The sequence below is a fragment of the Kribbella soli genome, from assembly GCF_004331345.1.
GTDB classification, from domain to species: domain Bacteria; phylum Actinomycetota; class Actinomycetes; order Propionibacteriales; family Kribbellaceae; genus Kribbella; species Kribbella soli.
The window spans coordinates 35,068-57,410 of the sequence record NZ_SJJZ01000002.1 but is presented as its reverse complement, the minus strand read 5'-3'; the positions used below and the strand labels follow the sequence as shown (position 1 = coordinate 57,410).

Sequence of the window (22,343 nt, the reverse complement as noted above, 5' to 3'; positions counted from 1 at the left end):
GACGATCATTCGAACCCAAGCTGCCTCCAGCCCCGCCCCAAAGCCAGCCTCGGCACCGACCGCACCACCGACACCCCACTACCGCATGCTCCACGACATCTCAGACCCCGCCGGCAAACTCACCCTGCGCCGCGCCGGCCGCCTCCACCACATCCCCATCGGCAGCGAGCACGCCCGAACCCCCGTCCTCAAGCTCGTCGACGACCTCCACATCCGGATCATCAAGGCCGCCACCGGCGAACTCGTCCGCGAGCTCACTCGACCCCACCCGCGATTCCCAACCCCCTCGGCAGATCCCAGGCCCACCACCCAAAAACAGAAGACCGGACCCCGATAAGTGTCCGGTCTGTCCGGTATCTCCTGAGAGATCACAAGAGCCGGTGAGGGGACTCGAACCCCTAACCCCCGCTTTATCGGCCTAGGCCTGTCGTCGTACCGCACAACTACCCGAAAGTTGCCGTTGACCTGCTTACTCTCCAATGGAGAGTAAGCAGTTGTTGGCGACTGTGCTCAGCATGTTTCATCCAATCCGGTGAGTAAAACGGTGAGTTGCGGTGGGCATGAAACGGCTTAGAGCGGAGGTGACCGGGGGGCGTACTGGGGCGCCCCTGGCCTCGTCGTCTCCCATCCCGTCACCAGGCTCACGGACATCGAACGCGCTGTAGCACGACAGATACTAAAGAGATTGTCTGGCCGGGTTTGACCTCGGCCACAATGTGCATGATTTCGGCATGGGGAATGCTCCAGAGGACCTTGATAGCGCCGACCACTCCATTGAGTCACCGCACGGGCTCGTGAGGCCCCTACCTTGGGCGTCGCGTCTCTCGTCGATGCCGCATCTGCCAGGTGGCGGGGCACAACAGATCGTCGCTCTGCGCGAACTGCTGGAGGCCGTCCTCGCGAACGACGGCCTGATGACAGCCACCGTCACAGATGGCGGCGGCCAGGAGCGCTCCCTCGGGGATGCCTTGAAGCCGTTGTCGAGTGCCGGATTCGTGCAACGGACGGATCGCGACCACGTCGAGGTAACCGACGAGGCGCAGGCATGGCTGGAGTCGGCCGACGATGCCGCACTGCTTGCGATCTTCCACCGGCACATCAGGTACATGGGCGAGGTGCTGGACGTCCTTCAGAACGGTCCGCATTCGATGCGGGACCTCATGGAGGCGGCGCACCATCAATACGATCTCGCGTGGACCACGCTCGATCAGGCACGGCGGCGGGTGACCTGGCTTTCATGCATGGGGGCGGCCGAGTACCGGACCGCAACACTCGTCGAGATCACGGAGCGCGGCAAGGCTTTGCTGGCCGGGCTGGTGCTCGATGGACCTCCGAGTGTGGAACTCCTCGCATCCCAGCCGCTCGACAGAAAGGATCCACCGCCCGCTATCGCCGACCTCCTTGCCGGCCTGACTCCCACCACGCTCGCGGTGCGGCATTCAGTCTTAGGGTACGTGCCCCGCGGCAGCGGTGAGTCCGACATCGTGCAGGCGCTGCAGGCGCTGGTCAACGCCGCGTCTCCCTCCACCACCAAGGCTGACCTTCAGGCTTTTGCGGAGCGGCAGTTCCGCGTCAGCGAAGCGTCGTTCGGCCCGACACTCACAACGCTGACCAAATCCGGGTTCATCGAGCAGACGGCGTTGAACGTCTTCGAACCGACGCCCGCCGCCCGCGCCTGGCTGGAGACGGTGGACCCGCTCGACCTCGCGCTCATGATGCACACGCGCTACCTCTTCGTGCTCGAGATTATCCCGATGCTGCGCGAGTACGACCGTGCACCGGATCTGGCGCGCGCGGCTGTGGAGTACTACGGCCTCAAGCGTCCCGACGTGGGCGGAGTCCGCACACGTCTCCAGATCCTCAAGGCCGCCGGCCTGATCGTCGAACGGGCCAACGCGCGATATCAGGCCACACCGCTCGGCGAGCGAGTCGCTAGCGAATTCCTACTCCAGGCGCCGCGCGACGAGGTGGAGTCCAGCGGACGCAACGAGCCTGACCTGTCAGGTGAGCCGGACCAGCCAAGCGCGATCCGTCTCGCCCGCGATATCGGTCGCGATCTGGTTGCCGCTGGGACAGACTCCGACAACCCGACTCGGCTTGAGGAGACGACAGTGCGCGCCTTTCAGTTCTTGGGCTTCGAGTCTCGCCATGTGGGTGGCGGGGGCAAGACGGACGTCTTGGCGACTGTGGAGAACACGGATCTGAAGCCGGTGCGAATCATCGTGGACGCCAAGTCCGCGCGATCCGGATCGGTCAATGAGGGCGCGGTGTCGTTCGACACGCTGCGTGAGCACCAGACTCAGCATCGGGCCGATCACGTGGTCCTGATCGGTCCGGGCTTCGACTCCGGGCGCATCAGAACGCGTGCCGAGCAGAACGATGTCAGCCTCATCACGACGGTAGAGCTCGCACGAGACCTTGCACGCCACGCCGGCACGCCGCTGTCGGCCCACTACTACCTCGGCCTGATCACCGGCAAGGACGACGACCGCCGCGAACTCGAGGCGCGCGGTCCACCGCCGAGCGTCGAACGAACCTGCTGGCTCAGATCGTCACTGTGCTTGCGGAGGAAGCGCGCGACACAGACGAGGTGACGCATGGCGCATTGACCGGTGATCAGATCTATCTGATCGCTCGCGAAGGTGGCACCGGTGCACGTCCGCAACCGAAGGACATCGAGGCTGTTCTGAACTTGCTCCAGCACCCGCTGGTGGATTCGGTCCGAGTGACGGACCCCGATCGCGCACGGAGTGCCGCCTATTACCTGGTCGACGACCCCGCGCTCGTCCAGGCCAAGCTCGCCACGCTCGCTCGAGCTCTGGACGGACTGGGCACCGCGGTCGAGACCGCGGAATAGAAGCATCGACGGTGATCCAGCCGTCGTCTCCGGAATTCTCTCGCTCAGCCGATCTGCCGACGGTGAGTACCTCATCGATGTCTCTGTGGGCCCACACCTCGGAGCTCCGGAGGAGAGCGACTACGTGCAGTTCGTTCTCACAGCCGACCCCGCGCGAGCGCTACGAGAAGCTCTCCGTTGATTCCGCCGGCATCAGGCGCGCGGGATTGCAGCTCAGGAGGCGGAGGGGCGGCGAAGCCTAATGCTGCGCATCCTCAGCCATGCAGTCCTTGTGGACGAATCGCAGGGGTTCATTCAGGCGTTTCGTGCGCAGGTTAACGATGGTCCGGGCGTCCGGGTCTTCTCCGATGGAGTGCTTGCAGATGTCGCACCGCACTTTGGCCGCCCAGATCAGAATCGCCCGGCCGGCCAGGAAGAGAGCCGCCAGTGCGGGGAGTCCGATCCACCAGTGTTGGACGATCCAAGCGGCCAGTCCAACCAGGAGCGCGAACCACAGGAGCAGGCCGATTCCCCAGGCCATACAGAGGATCATCCACACGCCGCCGATGCCATATCCGATGTATCTGAGCGCGTTGAGGAAGCCGCCACCGAGTCGCCACCAGGTCCGTAGCGGCACGGATCTGAGCTTCTGCACGACCAGGTAGAACACGATCCCTGCGGCAACAGCGCCGAGCGTCACCAGCACATCAGGCAGGCCCATGTCTTCCCCCTCCCCCCCGTAATCGCTACATCCATCGGAGAGGGTTGCGCGTTACGCCTGGGGTGTTGAGAATCGTTCGTTCTCAACACTCCTTCCGGGGTGGGGACCTACTCGAGGTAGGCGGTGACTAGGCTCTCCGGCGCATCAAGCGGCCTGGTGAGGGACGGTGCGAGCTGGTTCGCCGCAATTCCTGGCTCGATGCGATCGCGGTCTGCAGAGGCGATCTGATCACACCGCGCGTCTAATAGGACAGCAAGTGGAGAGGGGACCCGCATGAAACCCGAATATGGTCGCACCATGCTTACCAGCAGCACCAGGTCCTGATCGTCAACCAGCAACGTCCAGCGCTCAACCAGCCCGTCTTGACCCAGCCGGCTGCCGCACCGCTCGCGGGGCCATCAGGCCGCGGAACTGGTCGACGTCGTGGTTGCGGGGATCGAGCCACTCGTCCCAGTGATCGGGCGCTATCGCCATGAGCATGCGGTCGTGGATCCGGCCGACGCTGTCGGTCGCGGTGGTGGTGATGATCGTGTACGTCGGCACGACCCGCTTCGGGTCGTCCTCGGGCAGCGACTTGTCGTGCCAGACCTCATACAGGCCAGCCAGCGACAGTGTCGATCCATCCGAAGGCCGCATTCTCTGCACCATGACTTCACACGTGGCCGGGGTGCGATACACAGCCTCACGCCCTGGACGTCTACCTCGCCCGCCTTTGGTCCTGCATACGGCCTAAGCGCCTCGCTAAATGGGTGCTGGCCCCGATGGTCACTGCGGCCGGTGTCGCGCATGGTGGAGGCAGGACGCAACTGGGGCGAACGGTGCATTTCATGTGGTGCCGTTGGCGGCAGCGGCGTCTACTTTCGCTCCCCAGCGTTCGTGAGAGGACGTACCTTCAGTGACCACCGTGGCCCGCTCCCCGAAAATGACCGTGCATGAGGCCCGCCAGCGCCTGCAACACGAACGCAACTCTCGTCTCACCCAACTCAGCGCCATCGAAGACGGTGCCGCCCTTGCGGACGGGGACCTTGCGACGGCGCAGACAGCCGCCATCCGGCGCGTGCTGACCGAGATCACGGCAGCTGAAGACCGCCTGACCGACGGCACCTATGGCACGTGCCAGGGCTGCAGCACCCGCATTCCGGTTGAACGACTGGAGATCCTGCCCTACGTGCGCTACTGCGTCAGCTGTCAGCAGCGCGCCACCTGATCGGCGCCTACCAAAATCGGGCCACGGACCCAGGTGGCGCTGCGCTGCTCCCCCGTGGATGGCCTGTCCAATCTGTTGTCTTCTGACGCCTTGTAAAGGGTGTGAAGTCTTGAGCTACACATTCGCCACTGTTCGCCGGACCGAACTGGGTCCCGAGGACCTGGACGCGCTGCGCGCATGCCTTCATGATGAGCGCCTGTTCCGGCTGGAGCAGCTGGACGGCCTCGGCGAGACCTGGCCGAGCCCCGACGATCTGCCGGCCTGCCAGCACGCGCAAGCGCGTGAAGAGGTGCTGACCGCTCTTGCCGCGGCCGCCCAGCAGGTGCTCACCGATGTCGATGCCGCGCTGAGCCGGATGGACGCCGGCCTGTACGGCGGCTGTCACCTCTGCGACCGGCCCATTCCGCTGGCGAGCCTGCGCATCCTGCCGCACGCCCGGTACTGCGGCCCGTGCCACCAACTCAAGGAGTCAGTCTCGTGGCGCCTCAAGAACGCAGTCTCGTGACTCCGGCCTCGCGTACACCGTTTTCGCGTACGGCGGCGCTACGGCGCCGCGGTACGTGGCCGGCCAGCCAGCGGTCGTCCGGCGTGGCGATCGACCTGGGCAGTGCCCGCACCAAGGCCTGGATGCCGGACCATGGTCTGATCGTCGACGAGCCCACGATCATTTCGCCTGGCGCGGACGGCGGCAGTCGTCCCGTGCACCGCGGCGTCGTCGTCGACGAGGCGGGCGCCGCTCGCATACTCGAGCGCCTCCTCGGCCATCGAGCCGGCCTCGGTCACTACTCGATGGTTGTCTTGACCACCCCGGTCCTGTGCGCCGGTCAGCATCAGCGCGTGGTCCGCGCCGCACTGGAGGTTCTCGATGCGCGGGTCGTGCTGACCATTGACGGTGTGAAAGCCGCCGCGCTCGGAGCAGGAGCTGACTTGGCCCGGCCACTGCTGGTGCTGGACATCGGAGCAGGCCTGACCGAAGTGGGTTTGCTAGTGGATGGTGGCCTGACACAGGCCCATCGGTTGGACGTGGGAACCTCCGATCTTGGCGCGACCACGACCGTTGCCGAGCTCGTGCAGTCGATCGTCGCAGTGGTGACCGATCTCCTGCGCCTTGACTGCGGTGGACTGGTTGTCGATGCCTTGGACCGTGGCCCGCTACTCACCGGAGGCGGCGCGCTGCGTCCGGAGATCACCTACCGGCTGGCCAAACAGCTGGCGGCGCCGGTGCGGCCTGCTCCCGCCCCCCAGACTGCCGCCGTCCGCGGCGCGGGTCTGGCCATGGTCGCCGCCGACCGCCACCCCACCCTGACCGGCCAGCCTCTGTGATTCCACGGCGTCTATCAGTTTGGCCGCCGGCACCGCCGCACCCGACTGCGTCGCGAAAACGGGGGATAGTGGGCATAGCAGTCATCGAGAAAGGCCGGCTGGGAATGGCGTTGTTCTGGCGAATCTTCGGACTCAATGCGGTGGTGCTCGGGGTGGCCACGGCGTTGCTGCTGTGGGCGCCGGTGACAGTGTCGGTCCCGGTGGCCCTGACTGAGGCTGTTGTCCTGATCGGCGGCCTGGGCGTCATGCTCGTGGCCAACGCCGTTCTGCTGCACGTCGGCCTGGCACCGCTGGAGCGCGTCACTCGACGAATGGCCACGGTGGATCTCCTCCGTCCCGGCCAGCGTGTGTCAGTGACTGGCGACGGCGGTGTTCCGGATCTCGTTCGCGCGTTCAACGACATGTTGGACCGGCTCGAGAACGAGCGGGCTACGAGCAGCGCGCGAGCGTTGTCGGCCCAAGAGGGCGAGAGGCGCCGCATCGCGCAGGAACTCCACGACGAGGTCGGGCAGAGCATGACCGCGGTGCTGCTCGAGCTGAAGCGCGCCGCCGACCGCACGCAGGATCCCGTTCTGCGAACCGACCTTCAGCACGCGCAGGAGACCACTCGCGCCAGCCTGGACGACGTACGTCGACTCGCGGTGAGGCTGCGTCCCGGGGTGCTGGAGGATCTCGGTCTGATCAGCGCTTTGACTACCCTGACGACCGATCTGTCCATCCACACAGGGCTGGCGGTGCACCGACACTTCGACGCCGACCTGCCCCAGTTGGACCAGCAAACAGAACTGGTGCTTTACCGAGTCGCCCAGGAAAGTCTCACCAATGTCGCCCGGCACGCTGAGGCCACAGAGGTCACAGTCGGCTTGCGCCGCGCGGGGGATGTCGTCCGCCTGCTGATCTGTGACGATGGCCGTGGGATCGGCCTCGCGCATGAGGGCGCCGGGATCCGCGGAATGCGCGAGCGTTCTCTGCTGATCGGAGCGTCCCTGGACCTCGAAGCCGCTCCTCAGGGCGGCGTTCAAGTGATCCTGTCCGTACCGCTTTCGCAGAGCGGCGGATGACGATGCCGGCACGGGCGCCTATTCGTATCCTGCTCGCCGACGACCACGCGCTGGTTCGTCGCGGAGTGCGGCTCATCCTGGACAGCGAACCTGACCTGACCGTCGTCGCTGAGGCCGGCGACGGCGCGGAGGCAGTCGCCGCGGCCCGGCGCCAGCCCGTCGACCTGGCGATTCTCGACGTCGCGATGCCACGGATGACCGGGCTGCAGGCAGCTCGGGAGTTGTCTGTTCTCCTTCCTGATCTGCGTATCTTGATGCTGTCGATGTACGACGATGTGCAGTACTTCTTCAAAGCACTCAGATCCGGAGCGTCCGGTTACGTCCTGAAATCGGTCGCCGACCGCGACCTGGTGGAGGCCTGCCGGGCCGCGATGCGGGGTGAGCCCTTCCTCTACCCGGGTGCGGTCACCGCCCTGATCCGCGACTACCTGGACCGCGCCCGGCGTGGTGAGGGTGTGCCTGAGCAGGTTCTCACCGTCCGCGAGGAAGAGGTCCTCAAGCTCGTCGCGGAGGGTCACTCCTCCAAGGAGATCGCGGAAGAGCTGTTCATCAGCGTCAAAACGGTCGAACGGCACCGAGCGAACATGCTGCACAAGCTCGGCCTACGCGACCGTCTCGACCTCACCCGCTACGCCATCCGCGCCGGCCTGATCGAACCGTGATGGTGTGACCGGGTGATCGAGTTCGAGGCCCGGTTGCCGATGTTCGGCAAGGAAGAGCGGCCGCCTTGGCCGGACACGGGTATGTCTACCGCAGGCGCGGGGCGGCATTGTGGGTCAGAGCCGGGACAGCGATCCGACAGGTCTCGAGGTTGCTGTGTGTCCAAGTGACCAGCCCGGTTGCCCCGTTGCGATGCAAGGAGGTCCCATGACCGAGCCCAGATCTGCGGTCCCGACTCGCGAATGCCGCGGCCGGGCGGACGTGGACGTGAATGGTCTCCGCGCGGATCTTGAGCAACTGCGGCGGTTCCGGGTCGAAGAGCTCAACGAGCTCACCGCCGACATGGCGACCGGATCCGATGATGCGGAGGACGGGGTCGCGTCCGCGTTGATGACAGCCGCGGCAACGGCCCTGGCCGTCATCGATGCCGCGTTGCACCGCATCGATGAGGACCGTTTCGGAATGTGCCAGGGGTGCGGCGACGACATCGCCGTGGACCGTCTGACGGCGCTGCCGATGGCCAGCCTGTGCATGTCCTGCCAGTACGCAACGGAGGCAAGCGGTTCCGGCAGCGAACAGTCTCCACGGCGACACAGCGGTCTGCGACCCGTCCCCGCACGGTCGGCCCGGAGTGTTCCGCGCCGACAGGCAAACCGCGAACCAGGTCCTCGAGACATTGTCGATGTGTGGGGCTATGACTCGTTTCCGGCCAGCGATCCGCCCGCGAACTGGTGAAGGGCGACACGCAGAAGCGCGCGCCTACGAAGACTTGATGGAGGAGCGGCCGCGGTGGCGAATCTGACCCATATGACCCTGCGTGGTACCGGAGCAGTTCGATGACCGGCCTCGCGGAACGGTCGACGACGACAAGAGTCGTCACAGCGGCAGGAGGGCGCCGCCCGCTGGGCCGTGCGGTAGTGCGTGTCCTCACCACCACAGATCACAAGTTGATCGGGCAGCTGTACCTGATCACGTCGTTCGCGTTCTTCCTGATCGGCGGTCTGATGGCGCTGCTGATCCGCGCCGAGCTCGCCAAGCCGGGCCTGCAGATCGTGAACGAAGAGGTGTACAACCAGCTCTTCACGATGCACGGCACGATCATGCTGCTGCTGTTCGCGACCCCGCTGTTCGTCGGCTTCGCCAACGTCATCATGCCGATCCAGATCGGCGCCCCCGACGTCGCGTTCCCACGGCTGAACATGTTCAGCTATTGGCTGTTCCTGTTCGGCGGGCTCATCGCCTTCAGTGGATTCTTCACTCCCGGCGGCGCAGCGAGCTTCGGCTGGACGGGCTACGCACCGCTGTCCAACGCAGTCCGCTCCCCGGGCATCGGCGGCGACCTGTGGATCATGGGTCTGTGGATGGCCGGCCTGGGCACCATCCTCGGTGCCGTCAACTTCATCACCACGATCATCAGCCTCCGAGCGCCCGGGATGACGATGTTCCGGATGCCGATCTTCACCTGGAACACTCTCATCACGTCGATCATGGTGCTAGTGGCGTTCCCGATCCTGGCGGCGGCGCTGCTGGTGCTGGAGGCGGACCGAACACTCGGGGCCCATGTCTTCGACGCGGCCAACGGCGGGCCCATACTTTGGCAGCACCTGTTCTGGTTCTTCGGGCATCCCGAGGTGTACATCATCGCGTTGCCGTTCTTCGGCATCGTGACCGAGGTCCTGCCGGTGTTCAGCCGTAAGCCGGTCTTCGGCTACATGGGGCTTGTCGGCGCGACGCTGGCGATCGCCGCGTTGTCGTTGACGGTGTGGGCACATCACATGTTCGCCACTGGCGCGGTGAGTTTGCCGTTCTTCTCGTTCATGTCGTTCTTGATCGCGGTGCCGACCGGGGTGAAGTTCTTCAACTGGATAGGCACGATCTGGGGCGGCGCAGTGTCGTTCGAGACCCCGATGCTGTGGTCACTCGGGTTCATGACGACGTTCTTGTTCGGCGGTCTGACGGGCGTCATCCTGGCCTCGCCGACCCTGGACTATCAGGTCACGGACACCTACTTCGTGGTGGCGCATTTCCACTACGTGGTCTTCGGAACCGTGGTGTTCGCGATGTTCGCCGGGTTCTACTTCTGGTGGCCGAAGATGACCGGGCGGATGCTCGACGAGCGGCTCGGCAAGCTGCACTTCTGGCTGCTGTTCATCGGGTTCCACACCACGTTCCTGGTGCAGCACTGGCTCGGTGTCGAGGGCCTGCCGCGGCGCTACGCCGACTACAGCCCGACCGAGGGCTTCACCACGCTGAACCAGATCTCCAGCGTCGGCGCCTTCATCCTCGGCGCCTCGACTTTGCCGTTCCTCTACAACGTCTACAAGACCTACCGCCGAGCGCCTTTGGTGGGAGTGGACGACCCGTGGGGCTGGGGCCGTTCCCTGGAGTGGGCGACCAGCTGCCCTCCACCGCGCCACAACTTCGAGAAGCTGCCCCGGATCCGATCCGAAAGCCCCGCCTTCGACCGACACCACCCAGAGGTGGCGCTCGTGGAGTACCCGGGCAACCGCGCGCCGGCGGACAATCTGCTGGATGCCGGCGACGACGAGGGACGCGTGGAGAACCTGGAAGAGAACATGCAACAACAACACCCCGACGGGTCAGGCCGAGACGTTGACTCGACAGAGTGACCCTGGATCCTGCCGTCTTCGACGTACCCCGTTCCGCGCTGCTGCGCGCAACGGGCTCGGCAGCCGTCACCACCTATAGACTCGTTGCATGACCTGATGCCGCGGCGCTTCCTGCGGCCCAGGGTAGGCGATGAGGATCGGGGCGTTATCGGGGCCACGGCCCTCAACGAGGGCGACCCCGTCGCGGCTTGACCGCCTCACTTGGCCCGACTGTTGCGTCAGTACCTGTTCACAGCGGTCCAGTTCGCTCTCGTTGGGCGCGGTCCAGATGGGGTACTGCACACCGATGTGGCCGAGACCGTGTGAGGCCCTGGAGCCTCGTCTGCTCAGACTCGGCCGGGGCCGGGCAAGCCCGCCTGGCGTGCGAGATAGGTTCAGCTGCGGCGGGCGTCGGTGCGTCGTCGAGAGACAGGCGGGGAGTCTTTCTCGCGGGTATGACCGGGTGTCGGCGGGACTGCCGCCAGGTTTGTCAGATTGGCCAGCACGTCTTGGTAGGCCTTGTTGAAGCTGGCGATGCCGTTGTCCTCCAGGGTGCGACCGACGGCGGTCATGTCGATGCCGACGGCTGCCAAGCGCTCCATCAGTTCGGCTGCCTTCGGCACACCGTTGTCGACGGTGCGAGTCATCGTGCCGTGATCCTCGAAGGCGGCGATGGTTGCTTCGGGCAAGGTCGTGACCGTTTCGGGGCCGATGAGTTCCTCGACATAGCGGGTGTCGCGGTCCTTCGGGGTCTTGGTGGACGTCGATGCCCACAGCGGACGCTGGACGTCTGCGCCCAGGCCGGCGAGCCGGTGCCAGCGCTTGGTAGAGAACAATTCGCTGAACAACCTGTACGCCAGCTTGGCCTGCGCGACCGCGGCCCGGCCGCGCAGAGCCAGGGCCTCGTCGGTGGCGAGGGCCTCCAACCGCCGGTCGACCTCGGTGTCGACCCGGCTGACGAAGAACGAGGCGACGCTGCTGACAGTCGAAGGATCGCCGCCGTTCGCGGTGAATTTCTCCAGCCCGGACAGGTAGGCCTCGATGATCTCGGCGTAGCGGGGCAAGGAGAACAACAGCGTGACGTTGATGCTGGCGCCTTCGGCGATCAGCGTTTCGACGGCGGTGACACCTTCCGCAGTTGCGGGAATCTTCACGAGCAGATTGGGTTGGGCGATACGACGGCGTAGCCAGCGCGCGGCGGCGATCGTGGCCGATGCGTCATGAGCCAGCTCTGGAGAGACCTCCACCGAGACGAACCCGTCGATGCAGTCACCCCCGTCGAAGACCGGTCGCAGTACGGTGAGCGCCTGGCCGGCGTCGGAGATGACCAGCTCCCAGTAGGCCTCGTCCACCGACTTGCCGGCGGCCATCAGTTCCGAGAACTGCTCGTCATAGTCGTGGGAGCCGGTGATGCTCCGGGCGAAGATCGTCGGGTTGGCCGTGACGCCGCGGATCCCTTCGGCGACCATGCGCGCCAGCGTGCCGTCGCGCAGGTATGCGCGGGTGAGGTTGTCCAGCCATGGGCTCTGTCCGAAGTGGCCATACAGGTGTTCCAGCTTGGTCATCGTGTTCTCGGCTCTCCCTGGCATCAGCCAGCTGCGGCTATCGGGGGCTGGTTCATTTGTCGGTGTCGTGGAGCAGGTCGTCCCAGTCAATGGAGGCGCGACCTGCCGCGCCGTCTCCCAGGACGAACCTGCTGGGGTCTCCGGCTGCGCGGGGTCCTGAGGCCAGCCACGCGGCCATGCCGTGGGCGGTGCGGCGCTCGATCTCGTCGAGATACGCCCGCCGCTCTTCGACGATCCGCAACCGCTGCGCCGGCGAACCGGCCCTTTGCAGAGCCGAGAAGCTGGCCCGCCACGCCACGCAGAGGGCCCCGTCGCTCAGGGCATCCGGCGCGACGTGAGGCTTCGGCGCCTGGTCTGAGTCTGTCCCCAGAATGGCTGCTATCGCCAACATTGCCGAGTCGTCGGCACGATCCGGCTGGCGAGGCTGAGGTGAAGACCTGGTCAGATGGCCGTGTTCGCTGAGCCAGCGAACACTGTAGCGAATCACGTAAGGGGATCCGCCGACGACGATGACCAGGAGCAGCACCGCTGTCGCAGCGCCCACCAGGTTGCCCAGGCCGACGAACGAGACCGTGCCACCCGCGGCGAGGGCTGTGCTGGTAGCCACGATCCGTCGTCGATCCCGCGGCGGTCGGCTGGGACCGTCGGGGTCTGCCAAAGCGACCATGGCCACGACTGCGCCCGTGAGTGCCGCGAGGATGAGCAGCATGATGACGTTCGTGAGTGACCAGGTGGAGGCCATGACTGCGCCTAGCGCGCCGAGCACACCACAGAACAACAACCAGGAGACTCGATAGGCCTTCATGGTGTGTTCACCTGTCCCGTAGCGTCGGACGCGTCGAGGCGGGCAGCGACTGATTGGTCCACGACAAACCTCCTTGCGGCGGCGGGGCCCTGCTCGTGCAGCTACGACTGTGCCGCGACGTCGCGATGACAGGTACGGCAACGATCGGCGAACCTGGGGCTGGGCTGTTGGCCGACGCCCGGCAACGACGGTCCCCCGGGAATCATGTCGGGTCGGTTAGGCGTGGGCCTCCGCGCCGGATGGAAGGTCGCGGGCGGGCCAGTCGAGGAGTCGTGCGCCGAGGACGGCGATGTGCAGCGTGAACCGTTGTGCCGGGTCGCCCGGGTCTTGTCCGGTGAGGATCTTGACCTTGTCCAGTCGGTAGGTGACGGTGCGAACTGACATGTTCAGGCGCCGGGCCGCCTCGGTGGCGACCTCACCGGTCGCGAAGTACGCCTCGAGTGTCTGCAGCAACGGCTCTGCGCCGCCGCGGGCCTGGGTCAGCGGGCCGAGCACGGCCTGGATGAGATCGACGATGGCGGCCTGGTCACGGATCAGAACCCGGTACACGAGCATGTCTTCTGCGTCGACGACAGCGGCGTCGAGCTGCAACCGGTCGGCTAGCGTCAGCGCTTCTCGCGCCTCTTCGTAGGAGCGGGCGATGCCGTAGGAACCGGGGTAGGGCCGGCCCGTTGTGACGCGCCATTCGCGGCCCGACCGGTGCCGGGTCAACGCGTCGTGGATCAGGGTTCCCACACCATGGTTGATGGTGCGGGGTGCCGTGCTGGGGGCTGTCGCCGGGATCAACACCACGAGCAGGCCTTCTTTGGTGGCGACCAGAACCTCACGGTCGCCGAAACGGTCGAGAATGAAGGCTTCCAGCATGTTCACGCTCGTGTCGCCCTCGGGGAGGCTGTCGGCGGGGCGGGCCAGGACCACCTGGTGCGGCCGGCCGAGGTCGAGCCCGAACGGTTCGGCGCGTTCCACGATTCCGGCGACGTCGGGGTCGCCGCGCAGGAGGTCGTCGACCAGTTCGCGGCGTAGCGACTCCTCCTGCCGGATCAGGTGCTGAGTGGCGATCTGGTAGCTGTCGACGAGGACGGCGATCGCTTCACCGACAGCGCGAAGTACCGCTTGTGCAGAAGCGCGGACGGTGTCGCGGTCGCGGTACGGCACGACGTCGGGCAGGTCGCGCCACATCCGCCATGCCGCTGACAGGTAGAGGTCGACGACGCGTCCGGCAGGGATGCCCTGTTCGGCGGCGCGGCGCCCGAGTTCGCGGACGATCGCCAATTCATGTTCACGGGGCCGTCGCCCGGAGATCGCGGCGTCCGCGAGCAGGGTGAGGTATTCGACCAGCAGCTCGAGCGGCGCCTGGGAGTCTCCAGCGGCCGCTTCTGCGATCGCCGTCAGCCATGCCTCATCCGCGCTGTTCGCGGCGGAACCGGGCCATCGCAGCCCCCCGGACTCGCTCATGCCGCTCCCCTCGCACTGGATCTACGCAGGTCTCGGGCCATGTCCCAGTAGAGCATCGTTGCCGGACGTCGGCCATAAGCCTGGTCACAGGTTCGCCGATCGGCGCCCTACCTGCCTGACCGCTGGAGCGGCACAGTCGAAACCACTGGGGTACCAAGAGCTGAAGCGGAGCGGTGACATGACCAAGACAACTGCTGTAGTGAACCGCGGCCGTCGGCCGGTCCTGGTGGGTGTCGACGGCTCGGTATCCGCGCAGGCCGCGCTCACCTGGGCGGCCGGCGAGGCGGCGTACCGACGCTGCCCGCTGCACATCGTTCACACCTTCACCTGGCCGATGATCGGCGACCCCTTCGGCCTGGACCTGACCGAACCGATGAACGACGGCCTCCGGGCCGCGGCCGGTTGGATCCTCGCCGAGGCGAAGGACCAGGCCCGCCAGGCTGCGCCCGACATTACGGTCACCGCCGAGTTGTTTGCTGCGGCCCCGGCGCCGACGCTGCTGAGCCAGGCACAAGACGCGCAGTTAGTAGTTGTCGGCAGTCGAGGTCTCGGCGGCTTCCGCGGCCTGCTGGTCGGGTCGGTCAGCTCCACCGTGGCCGCGCACGCCCCGTGCCCGGTGATCGTCGTTCACCCGCACCGAGACGGTACGGCGTTCCCCGCGTCGCCGACCGGCCGGGTCGTGATAGGCGTCGACGGGTCGGAGGTCTCGGCCGCGGCGATCCGTTTCGCCTTCCAGGAAGCGGCACGCCGCCGCGTCGGGATCACCGCCGTACATGCCGCGATGCCGACCCGTCAGCACCCGTCGCTGCGTGTCCCCGCGGACATCGTCGAGCAGGTCGACCGGCAACTGTTCGCCGAGGCGATGGAAAGCAAGCGGGTACTCATCCCCGGCATCGACGTGAAGACCAAACTTGTCCACAGCCACCCGGTCCAGGCGCTGCTCGACGAGGCTGACAGCGCCGAGCTGATCGTGGTCGGGTCGCGCGGGCGCGGCGGCTTCACCGGCATGCTGCTGGGCTCGATCAGCCAGGCCGTGCTGCACCACGCCGCCTGTCCGGTCGCGGTCGTCCACCCCCACCGAACCAAGTCTGACAAGCCAATGCCTGCGCAGCAGTCGATCCTTCAGATCGCCGCACCGCATCGTTTCGCGGATCTGAAGGAGCTGTCATGACACCGACACCGCAAGGCCTGCCAGAAAGCCTTGGTTTGCACAGTCAACTGCTCGACCTGGACCCGTCGGAGACGCAGGAGTGGCTGGAGTCGATCGATCAGGTGGTCGATCATGCTGGGCAGAACAGGGCGCGGTACCTGCTGCTCAGCATCCTGCAGCGAGCCCGCGACCGTCGCGTCGGTGTCGCGAATCTGCGCAGTACCGACTATCTCAACACGATCGCTCCCGATGCCGAGCCGGCCTTTCCCGGCGACGAGCACATCGAGCGGCGGATCCGGGCCTACAACCGCTGGAACGCCGCGGTCATGGTCCATCGCGCGCAACGGCCCGGCATCGGCGTCGGCGGGCACATCTCCACCTACGCCTCCGCAGCGGCGCTGTTCGAGGTCGGCTTCAACCACTTCTTCCGCGGCCACGACGCCCCCGGCGGCGGCGACCAGATCTATTTTCAAGGACACGCCTCCCCCGGCGTCTACGCCCGCGCGTTCCTGGAAGGACGACTCACCAGCGACCAACTCGACGGCTTCCGGCAGGAGATCTCCCACGCCGGCACGGGCGGCGGGTTGCCGTCGTACCCGCATCCGCGGCTGATGCCGGGCTTCTGGGAATTCCCCACGGTCTCGATGGGCCTCGGGCCGCTCAACGCGATCTACCAGGCCCGCTTCAACCGGTACCTGAACAACCGCGGCCTCAAGGACACCAGCCAGCAGCGAGTCTGGGCCTTCCTCGGCGACGGTGAGATGGACGAGCCGGAATCCCTCGGCGCGATCGGCGTCGCCGCCCGTGAAGAGCTCGACAACCTGACCTTCGTCGTCAACTGCAACCTGCAGCGCCTCGATGGCCCGGTCCGCGGCAACGGCAAAATCATCCAGGAACTCGAGTCGTACTTCCGCGGCGCCGGCTGGAACGTCATCAAGGTGATCTGGGGCCGCGAATGGGATCCGCTGCTGGCCGCCGACACCGACGGCGCGCTGCTCAACCTGATGAACACCACACCCGACGGCGACTTCCAGACCTACAAGGCCGAGTCCGGCGCGTTCGTGCGCGAACACTTCTTCGGCCGCGACCCGCGCACGGCGGCCATGGTCGAGCATCTGTCCGACAACGAGATCTGGAACCTCAAACGCGGTGGTCACGACTATCGCAAGCTGTACGCCGCGTACCGGGCGGCCACCGAGCACACCGGACAGCCCACGGTGATCCTGGCCAAGACCATCAAGGGATGGACTCTGGGTTCCCACTTCGAGGGCCGCAACTCGACCCACCAGATGAAGAAGCTCACCCTCGACGATCTCAAGGGTTTCCGCGACCGACTGTTCCTCGATATCCCCGACTCGGCGCTCGATGCGGTGAAGCCGCCGTACTACCGGCCGCCGGAGGACTCGCCGGAACTGCAATACCTGCACGAGCGGCGCCGCGATCTCGGCGGGTACCTGCCCGCCCGCAGAGTCACCAGCAGACCGCTCACGCTGCCGGGCGGGGCGGCGTACGCAGTCGCACGGCGCGGCTCAGGCCGGCAAGAAGTCGCCACCACGATGGCGTTCGTCCGGCTGCTCAAGGACCTCATGAAAGACCCTCAGATCGGTCACCGATTTGTGCCGATCATCCCCGACGAGGCCCGCACCTTCGGCCTGGATTCCCTCTTCCCGTCCAAGAAGATCTACTCCCCGCACGGACAGCACTACCTTTCGGTCGATCGCGGGCAGATGCTGAGCTATCAGGAAGACGTCCGAGGTGTCCTTCTGCATGAGGGCATCACCGAGGCCGGCTCCGCCGCGTCCTGGACAGCCGCGGGTACGTCGTACTCAACGCACGGTGAGCCGATGATCCCGCTGTACATCTTCTACTCGATGTTCGGGTTCCAGCGCACCGGCGACCAACTCTGGGCAGCTGCGGACCAGATGACCAGAGGGTTCCTGCTCGGGGCCACCGCAGGCCGAACCACCCTGAACGGTGAAGGCCTGCAGCACCAGGACGGCCATTCGTTGCTGCTGGCATCGACCAACCCCGCGTGCATCGCCTACGACGCCGCCTACGCCTTCGAGCTGGGCCATATCACCGCCGACGCACTCCGGCGCATGTACGGCGAACCCCGCCCTGGCGAGGCCCAGAACGTCTTCTACTACCTGACGCTGTACAACGAGCCGATCCTGCAACCGGCCGAGCCGTCCGATGTCGACGTCGAGGGCATCCTGGCCGGGATACACCGATACGCGCCCGCCCCAGCCGGCGACGGCCCGCAGGCACAAGTCCTTGCCTCCGGCATCGCCATGCCTTGTGCACTAGAAGCTCAAGGCCTGCTGAACACCGACTGGGGAGTCCAGGCCGACGTCTGGTCGGTCACGTCCTGGACCCAACTACGCCGTGACGCACTCGCCGCAGAGGAGTGGAATCAGTCCCACCCCGACCAGCGTCCCCGCCTTCCCTACGTCACGAGGCGGCTGGCCGACACCGTCGGTCCAGTCCTCGCGGTCTCGGACTGGATGCGCGCGGTGCCCGACCAGATCGCTCCGTTCGTCCGCAGGCCTTGGACGTCGCTGGGCACCGACGGATTCGGCCACTCCGACACCCGCGCCGCACTGCGCCGCCACTTCGGGATCGACGCGCAATCAATCGTCGTGCGAACGCTGCAGCAGTTGGCCGAATGCGGCGAGCTGGACGACTCGGTCCCGCGGTTAGCCAGGTCGACCTACCTGACTGGGCAGGAGCAGGCGGACACGGCGTCCAGGGGCGATGGCACCCCACAGTAGCCCCGCGGCGCCCACAGGACTGCGTTCCAGGAGGGATCATGCGCGTGTTCGTAGCCGGTGCAACCGGAGTCATCGGCCGCCGACTGCTGCCTGTACTCACCTCCCAGGGCCATGAGGTGATCGGGTTAGCGCGCTCGTACGGCGCCGCCGTCGAGGTCGAGATGCTGGGAGCTGTGGTCGCCGAAGCCGATGCGCTGGACTCCGACGCGCTGACCCGGGTCGTCACGGACGCTGCACCCGACGCGGTCATCCACCTGCTCACCGCGATCCCGGCCAAGATCAACCCGCGGCGGATGAGCCGCGACTTCGCGCAGACCAACCGGCTCCGCACCGAAGGCACCCGCAACCTGCTGTACGCCGCACAACAGGCCGGCGCCAAACGCATCATCACCCAAGGCCTGGCCTGCATCTACGAACCGAACACGTGGGTCCCGGCCACCGAGGTCACGCCGTTATGGCGGGATCCACCCCGGCAGTTCGCCCCGGTGCTCGCCGCCCTGCGGACGCTTGAACAGCGCACCAGGCAGGCAGATGGGCTGGTACTACGGCTAGGACAGCTCTACGGCCACGGCACGATCTATGGCAGACACGGATCATTCGTCCGTCAGGTACAGGCCGGGAAGATACCGCTCATCGGCTCCGGCGACGGCACCTTCTCCTTCACCCACGTCGACGACGCCGCCTCAGCCATCGCCGCGGCGCTGCACAGCCACGTCCGCGGCGCGCTCAACATCGTCGACGACGAGCCGGCGCCAGTCCGAGAGTGGCTGCCCATCCTGGCCGAACTGCTAGAGGCTCCCCCACCGAAGCACATACCCCTGGCCCTTGCCAGATTGACCGCCGGAGCCTGGGGACTCGCCTTCATGACCCAGCTGCGCGGCGCCGACAACACCCTCGCCCGGCGCACCCTCGACTGGGCCCCGCACTACAGCTCATGGCGACAGGGACTCGCAGCGGAACTGGCCCACGCCGCGCATCCCTGATCCCTGCGGCGACAACCGCGAACCGCGCGCGGCAACACACTTCTCGTCGGCCCCCGACATGCACCGGCGGGAACACGTTGGCTCTGCCAACGGTCCGGTGATCCGCGCGTTGCCGGACGTCGGCAACCAGACAGACGCCAAGTCAGCCGACCGGGGGCGGTGTCAGACCGCGGCCGTCAGACAAGCATGGAAGTACATCGACGCTCTAGAAGGAGCAGATTATGAGTACTGAGGGGCGCACCGCCCGCACACCAAGCCGGGAGACACTGTCCGACCCGGCCTACCAGGCCTTCCTGGCCCTGCGAACCGTCTTCACGGTGGCCCCGATCGTGTTCGGCCTGGACAAGTTCGCCAACCTGCTCACCGACTGGCCCGGCTACCTGGCCCCCTGGATCAACGACATCGTCCCCGGCTCCGGCCAAGACGCCATGTACATCATCGGCGTCATCGAGATCGTCGCCGGCATCGCCGTCGCCCTGATCCCCCGCTACGGCGCACTCCTCGTCGCCGCCTGGCTCGCGGGCATCATCATCAACCTGCTCACACTGTCCGGCTTCTACGACGTTGCCCTGCGCGACTTCGGGCTCCTCGTCGCAGCCCTCGCCCTGGCCCGCCTCGCCACCAAATACGCCCCAGCCCGCCACAGCTCCTAACGAGAACAACGAACAGTTCATGACCCCGTCGACAAAGGCTCCGCCCACCCGCTGATCTGGCCCTCCGGCGGTGTGATCCGCCGGTTCCGGCCGGAAATGGGGCAACTAGTTCCTGGCACATGTCCGTCAGTCGTCGAGTGTCTATCGACGAGACCGCGGGCGACGTCCTAACGGAGAAGAAATGATCGTCCTTTATCTACTACTCGCAGCGATGGCAGTGGGCCTGATCGGGTCGGCGGCGTGCGTCCGCGTGGTCAAGCAGTTCGAGCGAGGCGTCGTGTTCCGGTTTGGCCGGGTGCGCCCGACGATCCGGCCGCCTGGTCTTGCCTTGCTGGTGCCGATCGCCGACCGGCTGCAGAAGGTCAACATGCAGATCATCACGATGCCGGTTCCCGCACAGGACGGCATTACCCGCGACAACGTGACGGTCCGCGTCGATGCGGTCGTCTATTTCAACGTAGTCGATCCGGTGCGGGCGGCCGTCGACGTCGAGGACTACATCTCGGCCATCGGCCAGGTCGCGCAGACGTCTCTGCGCTCGATCATCGGCAAGAGTGACCTGGACGACTTGCTGTCCAACCGGGAGCGTCTCAACCAGGGGATGGAGCTGATGATCGACAGCCCGGCGTTGGACTGGGGTGTCCATATTGAGCGGGTGGAGATCAAGGACGTAGCGCTGCCGGAGACGATGAAGCGGTCGATGTCGCGCCAGGCCGAGGCGGAGCGGGAGCGGCGGGCACGCATCATCACCGCGGACGGCGAACTGCAGGCCTCGGAGAAGCTCGGGCAGGCCGCCGAGGTGATGACAGAGCACCCAGCCGCGCTGCAATTGCGTCTGCTGCAAACTGTCGTCGAGGTCGCTGCCGAGAAGAACTCCACGCTGGTACTGCCCTTCCCGGTCGAGCTGCTCCGGTTTCTAGAGCGATCGACACCGCCGGAGCCCGTCAAGGCAACCGGCGCCGAGCAAGCGACGCCGACTACAGCACCGGTCGCGAGGAACGGCTCGTCGGCGGCTGACATCGCGCCGGTCCGCGAGATCGAGCAGGCCCAGCGCACGAGTGGGCCGATCTCATTCGATTCGTTGACGGCATCCCCAGCGGTCACCGCCAAACCGCCGGCCCTGCCTGTCCCCGAAACGGCCGGGTTGGCACAACCTCAGTGGGGTGGACTCCACGCCGGTTGTGCCGACCCGGCGTGGCAACCGTGAGGACGCGCGATCGGCGTGCAGTTGGCGGTCGTCCGGCACGTATCTGCCGGTGAAGAAAGGAATCGTGACATGGCAACCGTCTCGTTCAAGGGAGCCACCCGGGTGTATCCGGGCTCCGACGCCCCGGCCGTCGACGGGCTGGACCTGGACATCGCCGACGGCGAGTTCATGGTCCTCGTCGGCCCGTCGGGGTGCGGGAAGTCCACGTCGTTGCGGATGCTCGCCGGGCTCGAAGAGGTCAACGAGGGCAAGATCTACATCGGCGACCGCGACGTCACAAACTTTCCGCCCAAAGAGCGTGACATCGCGATGGTGTTCCAGAACTACGCGCTCTACCCACACATGACGGTCGCCGACAACATGGGCTTTGCCCTCAAGATGCAGAGCCTGCCCAAGGACGAGCGGACCAAGCGCGTCACCGAGGCGGCCAAGCTGCTCGGCATCGAGGAATACCTCGACCGCAAGCCGAAGGCGTTGTCCGGCGGTCAGCGTCAACGCGTCGCGATGGGCCGCGCGATCGTGCGGAACCCACAGGTCTTCCTGATGGACGAGCCGCTGTCGAACCTCGACGCCAAGCTGCGGGTCCAGACCCGCACCCAGATCGCCGAACTCCAGCACCGCCTGGACGTCACCACCGTCTATGTAACCCATGACCAGATCGAGGCGATGACGATGGGCGACCGGGTCGCCGTCCTGAAGGACGGCCGGCTGCAGCAGGTCGACACGCCACTGGGCCTCTACGACCGGCCGAAGAACGTGTTCGTCGCGGGCTTCATGGGCTCGCCGGCGATGAACCTGATCGAGGCGGAGATCACCGACGGCGGGGCGAAGATCGGCGACTACGTGGTGCCGATCGAGCGTGGCCTGCTGGCGAAGGCCGGCAACGACAAGACGCTGGTGCTGGGCATCCGGCCGGAGGCGTTCCATCTCGCGGACGAAGGACTGGCGGTGAAGGTCGGGGTGATCGAGGAGCTCGGCTCGGACGCATTCCTCTACGGCATCGCGGAGCACTCCAGCCTGAACCAGCACATCATCGCCCGGATCAGCACCCGGATGCACAGCGAGACGGGCGCCATCGTGCACCTCGCCCCGCAGCCCGACAAGCTGCACCTCTTCTCGACCTCTACCGGGCTGCGTCTCAGCGCCTGACCGCTTCGTACTTTGCCGGCGGACCCGGGTCAGCCGTGGTTTGTATGTCCGGCCACACCCGCCCAGTGAGCTACGGCCAGGTTCGCCAACAGCACGCTGACCGAAAGCGGAGCGCCGTATCGGAAGCGGGCCCCCGGGCAACGCGGGTTCACGCGGTCCTCGCAACACCTCGATATGAGGAGTTGCGA

At 66.3% G+C, this 22,343-nt stretch carries 21 protein-coding genes; 15 read left to right on the top strand and 6 right to left on the bottom strand.

Annotated elements, in window-relative coordinates; translation table 11 throughout:
- Nucleotides 1-100 precede the first annotated feature (100 nt).
- On the bottom strand, nucleotides 101-268 hold the full coding sequence (locus E0H45_RS42465) for a hypothetical protein (protein WP_165546467.1): 168 nt from the start codon (nucleotides 266-268) through the stop codon (nucleotides 101-103).
- A gap of 562 nt (nucleotides 269-830) precedes the next feature.
- On the opposite strand from E0H45_RS42465, the gene E0H45_RS14420 reads away from it, so the two are divergent.
- Entirely contained in the window at nucleotides 831-2,594 is a 1,764-nt protein-coding gene (locus E0H45_RS14420; protein WP_131337852.1) for a restriction endonuclease, read from the top strand.
- Between the two features lie 11 nt (nucleotides 2,595-2,605).
- The gene (locus E0H45_RS14415) at nucleotides 2,606-2,857 is read left to right on the top strand and encodes a hypothetical protein (protein WP_165546466.1); all 252 of its coding nucleotides are present in this window, start codon (nucleotides 2,606-2,608) and stop codon (nucleotides 2,855-2,857) included.
- A 238-nt stretch (nucleotides 2,858-3,095) separates the two neighbouring features.
- On the opposite strand, the gene E0H45_RS14410 is transcribed toward E0H45_RS14415, so the two are convergent.
- Nucleotides 3,096-3,557: a hypothetical protein gene (locus E0H45_RS14410; RefSeq protein ID WP_131337850.1), complete on the bottom strand. Its 462-nt coding sequence runs from the start codon at nucleotides 3,555-3,557 to the stop codon at nucleotides 3,096-3,098.
- A 348-nt stretch (nucleotides 3,558-3,905) separates the two neighbouring features.
- Entirely contained in the window at nucleotides 3,906-4,193 is a 288-nt protein-coding gene (locus E0H45_RS14405) for an SOS response-associated peptidase family protein (protein WP_165546465.1), read from the bottom strand.
- Between the two features lie 259 nt (nucleotides 4,194-4,452).
- On the opposite strand from E0H45_RS14405, the gene E0H45_RS14400 reads away from it, so the two are divergent.
- The 7 genes from E0H45_RS14400 (at nucleotide 4,453) to ctaD (ending at nucleotide 10,438) form a co-directional block, all read left to right on the top strand.
- Nucleotides 4,453-4,764, top strand: a complete 312-nt coding sequence (locus E0H45_RS14400; RefSeq protein ID WP_131337848.1) for a TraR/DksA family transcriptional regulator — start codon at nucleotides 4,453-4,455, stop codon at nucleotides 4,762-4,764.
- A gap of 109 nt (nucleotides 4,765-4,873) precedes the next feature.
- Nucleotides 4,874-5,269, top strand: a complete 396-nt coding sequence (locus E0H45_RS14395; RefSeq protein WP_131337847.1) for a TraR/DksA family transcriptional regulator — start codon at nucleotides 4,874-4,876, stop codon at nucleotides 5,267-5,269.
- 83 nt (nucleotides 5,270-5,352) lie between these two features.
- Nucleotides 5,353-6,087, top strand: a complete 735-nt coding sequence (locus E0H45_RS14390; RefSeq protein WP_202872339.1) for a rod shape-determining protein — start codon at nucleotides 5,353-5,355, stop codon at nucleotides 6,085-6,087.
- A 104-nt stretch (nucleotides 6,088-6,191) separates the two neighbouring features.
- On the top strand, nucleotides 6,192-7,148 hold the full coding sequence (locus E0H45_RS14385; protein ID WP_131340397.1) for a HAMP domain-containing sensor histidine kinase: 957 nt from the start codon (nucleotides 6,192-6,194) through the stop codon (nucleotides 7,146-7,148).
- Nucleotides 7,145-7,810, top strand: a complete 666-nt coding sequence (locus tag E0H45_RS14380) for a response regulator (RefSeq protein ID WP_165546464.1) — start codon at nucleotides 7,145-7,147, stop codon at nucleotides 7,808-7,810. The genes E0H45_RS14385 and E0H45_RS14380 overlap by 4 nt, the downstream gene beginning before the upstream one ends.
- A gap of 205 nt (nucleotides 7,811-8,015) precedes the next feature.
- The gene (locus tag E0H45_RS14375) at nucleotides 8,016-8,543 is read left to right on the top strand and encodes a TraR/DksA family transcriptional regulator (protein WP_165546463.1); all 528 of its coding nucleotides are present in this window, start codon (nucleotides 8,016-8,018) and stop codon (nucleotides 8,541-8,543) included.
- A 101-nt stretch (nucleotides 8,544-8,644) separates the two neighbouring features.
- The gene (ctaD, locus tag E0H45_RS14370) at nucleotides 8,645-10,438 is read left to right on the top strand and encodes an aa3-type cytochrome oxidase subunit I (RefSeq protein WP_131337845.1); all 1,794 of its coding nucleotides are present in this window, start codon (nucleotides 8,645-8,647) and stop codon (nucleotides 10,436-10,438) included.
- Nucleotides 10,439-10,812: 374 nt separating this feature from the next.
- On the opposite strand, the gene tal is transcribed toward ctaD, so the two are convergent.
- The 3 genes from tal to E0H45_RS14355 all read right to left on the bottom strand — a co-directional run bounded on the left by tal (nucleotide 10,813) and on the right by E0H45_RS14355 (nucleotide 14,242).
- Complete coding sequence (gene tal / locus E0H45_RS14365) at nucleotides 10,813-11,982, bottom strand: transaldolase (RefSeq protein WP_131337844.1); 1,170 nt, start codon at nucleotides 11,980-11,982, stop codon at nucleotides 10,813-10,815.
- A gap of 52 nt (nucleotides 11,983-12,034) precedes the next feature.
- On the bottom strand, nucleotides 12,035-12,787 hold the full coding sequence (locus E0H45_RS14360) for a hypothetical protein (protein ID WP_131337843.1): 753 nt from the start codon (nucleotides 12,785-12,787) through the stop codon (nucleotides 12,035-12,037).
- 216 nt (nucleotides 12,788-13,003) lie between these two features.
- Complete coding sequence (locus E0H45_RS14355) at nucleotides 13,004-14,242, bottom strand: PucR family transcriptional regulator (RefSeq protein WP_131337842.1); 1,239 nt, start codon at nucleotides 14,240-14,242, stop codon at nucleotides 13,004-13,006.
- Between the two features lie 178 nt (nucleotides 14,243-14,420).
- On the opposite strand from E0H45_RS14355, the gene E0H45_RS14350 reads away from it, so the two are divergent.
- The 6 genes from E0H45_RS14350 (at nucleotide 14,421) to E0H45_RS14325 (ending at nucleotide 22,155) form a co-directional block, all read left to right on the top strand.
- On the top strand, nucleotides 14,421-15,413 hold the full coding sequence (locus E0H45_RS14350) for a universal stress protein (RefSeq protein WP_165546462.1): 993 nt from the start codon (nucleotides 14,421-14,423) through the stop codon (nucleotides 15,411-15,413).
- Nucleotides 15,410-18,163, top strand: coding sequence for a pyruvate dehydrogenase (acetyl-transferring), homodimeric type (gene aceE, locus E0H45_RS14345; RefSeq protein ID WP_131337840.1), 2,754 nt, complete (start codon nucleotides 15,410-15,412; stop codon nucleotides 18,161-18,163). Before E0H45_RS14350 ends, aceE begins: the two co-directional genes overlap by 4 nt.
- 38 nt (nucleotides 18,164-18,201) lie before the next feature.
- Nucleotides 18,202-19,146: an NAD-dependent epimerase/dehydratase family protein gene (locus E0H45_RS14340; RefSeq protein WP_131337839.1), complete on the top strand. Its 945-nt coding sequence runs from the start codon at nucleotides 18,202-18,204 to the stop codon at nucleotides 19,144-19,146.
- 221 nt (nucleotides 19,147-19,367) lie between these two features.
- On the top strand, nucleotides 19,368-19,799 hold the full coding sequence (locus E0H45_RS14335) for a DoxX family membrane protein (RefSeq protein ID WP_131337838.1): 432 nt from the start codon (nucleotides 19,368-19,370) through the stop codon (nucleotides 19,797-19,799).
- Nucleotides 19,800-20,049: 250 nt separating this feature from the next.
- On the top strand, nucleotides 20,050-21,006 hold the full coding sequence (locus tag E0H45_RS14330) for a slipin family protein (protein WP_238155001.1): 957 nt from the start codon (nucleotides 20,050-20,052) through the stop codon (nucleotides 21,004-21,006).
- 69 nt (nucleotides 21,007-21,075) lie between these two features.
- Complete coding sequence (locus E0H45_RS14325; protein WP_131337837.1) at nucleotides 21,076-22,155, top strand: ABC transporter ATP-binding protein; 1,080 nt, start codon at nucleotides 21,076-21,078, stop codon at nucleotides 22,153-22,155.
- Nucleotides 22,156-22,343 lie beyond the last annotated feature (188 nt).

Bases quoted from the DNA above. Each gene is read 5' to 3' on its own strand.
- E0H45_RS14420 (WP_131337852.1), top strand. From the start codon at position 831: ATGCCGCATCTGCCAGGTGGCGGGGCACAACAGATCGTCGCTCTGCGC.
- E0H45_RS14410 (WP_131337850.1), bottom strand. From the start codon at position 3,557: ATGGGCCTGCCTGATGTGCTGGTGACGCTCGGCGCTGTTGCCGCAGGG.
- E0H45_RS14405 (WP_165546465.1), bottom strand. From the start codon at position 4,193: ATGCGGCCTTCGGATGGATCGACACTGTCGCTGGCTGGCCTGTATGAG.
- E0H45_RS14385 (WP_131340397.1), top strand. From the start codon at position 6,192: ATGGCGTTGTTCTGGCGAATCTTCGGACTCAATGCGGTGGTGCTCGGG.
- E0H45_RS14380 (WP_165546464.1), top strand. From the start codon at position 7,145: ATGACGATGCCGGCACGGGCGCCTATTCGTATCCTGCTCGCCGACGAC.
- E0H45_RS14375 (WP_165546463.1), top strand. From the start codon at position 8,016: ATGACCGAGCCCAGATCTGCGGTCCCGACTCGCGAATGCCGCGGCCGG.
- ctaD (WP_131337845.1), top strand. From the start codon at position 8,645: ATGACCGGCCTCGCGGAACGGTCGACGACGACAAGAGTCGTCACAGCG.
- tal (WP_131337844.1), bottom strand. From the start codon at position 11,982: ATGACCAAGCTGGAACACCTGTATGGCCACTTCGGACAGAGCCCATGG.
- E0H45_RS14360 (WP_131337843.1), bottom strand. From the start codon at position 12,787: ATGAAGGCCTATCGAGTCTCCTGGTTGTTGTTCTGTGGTGTGCTCGGC.
- E0H45_RS14355 (WP_131337842.1), bottom strand. From the start codon at position 14,242: ATGAGCGAGTCCGGGGGGCTGCGATGGCCCGGTTCCGCCGCGAACAGC.
- E0H45_RS14350 (WP_165546462.1), top strand. From the start codon at position 14,421: ATGACCAAGACAACTGCTGTAGTGAACCGCGGCCGTCGGCCGGTCCTG.
- aceE (WP_131337840.1), top strand. From the start codon at position 15,410: ATGACACCGACACCGCAAGGCCTGCCAGAAAGCCTTGGTTTGCACAGT.
- E0H45_RS14340 (WP_131337839.1), top strand. From the start codon at position 18,202: ATGCGCGTGTTCGTAGCCGGTGCAACCGGAGTCATCGGCCGCCGACTG.
- E0H45_RS14335 (WP_131337838.1), top strand. From the start codon at position 19,368: ATGAGTACTGAGGGGCGCACCGCCCGCACACCAAGCCGGGAGACACTG.
- E0H45_RS14325 (WP_131337837.1), top strand. From the start codon at position 21,076: ATGGCAACCGTCTCGTTCAAGGGAGCCACCCGGGTGTATCCGGGCTCC.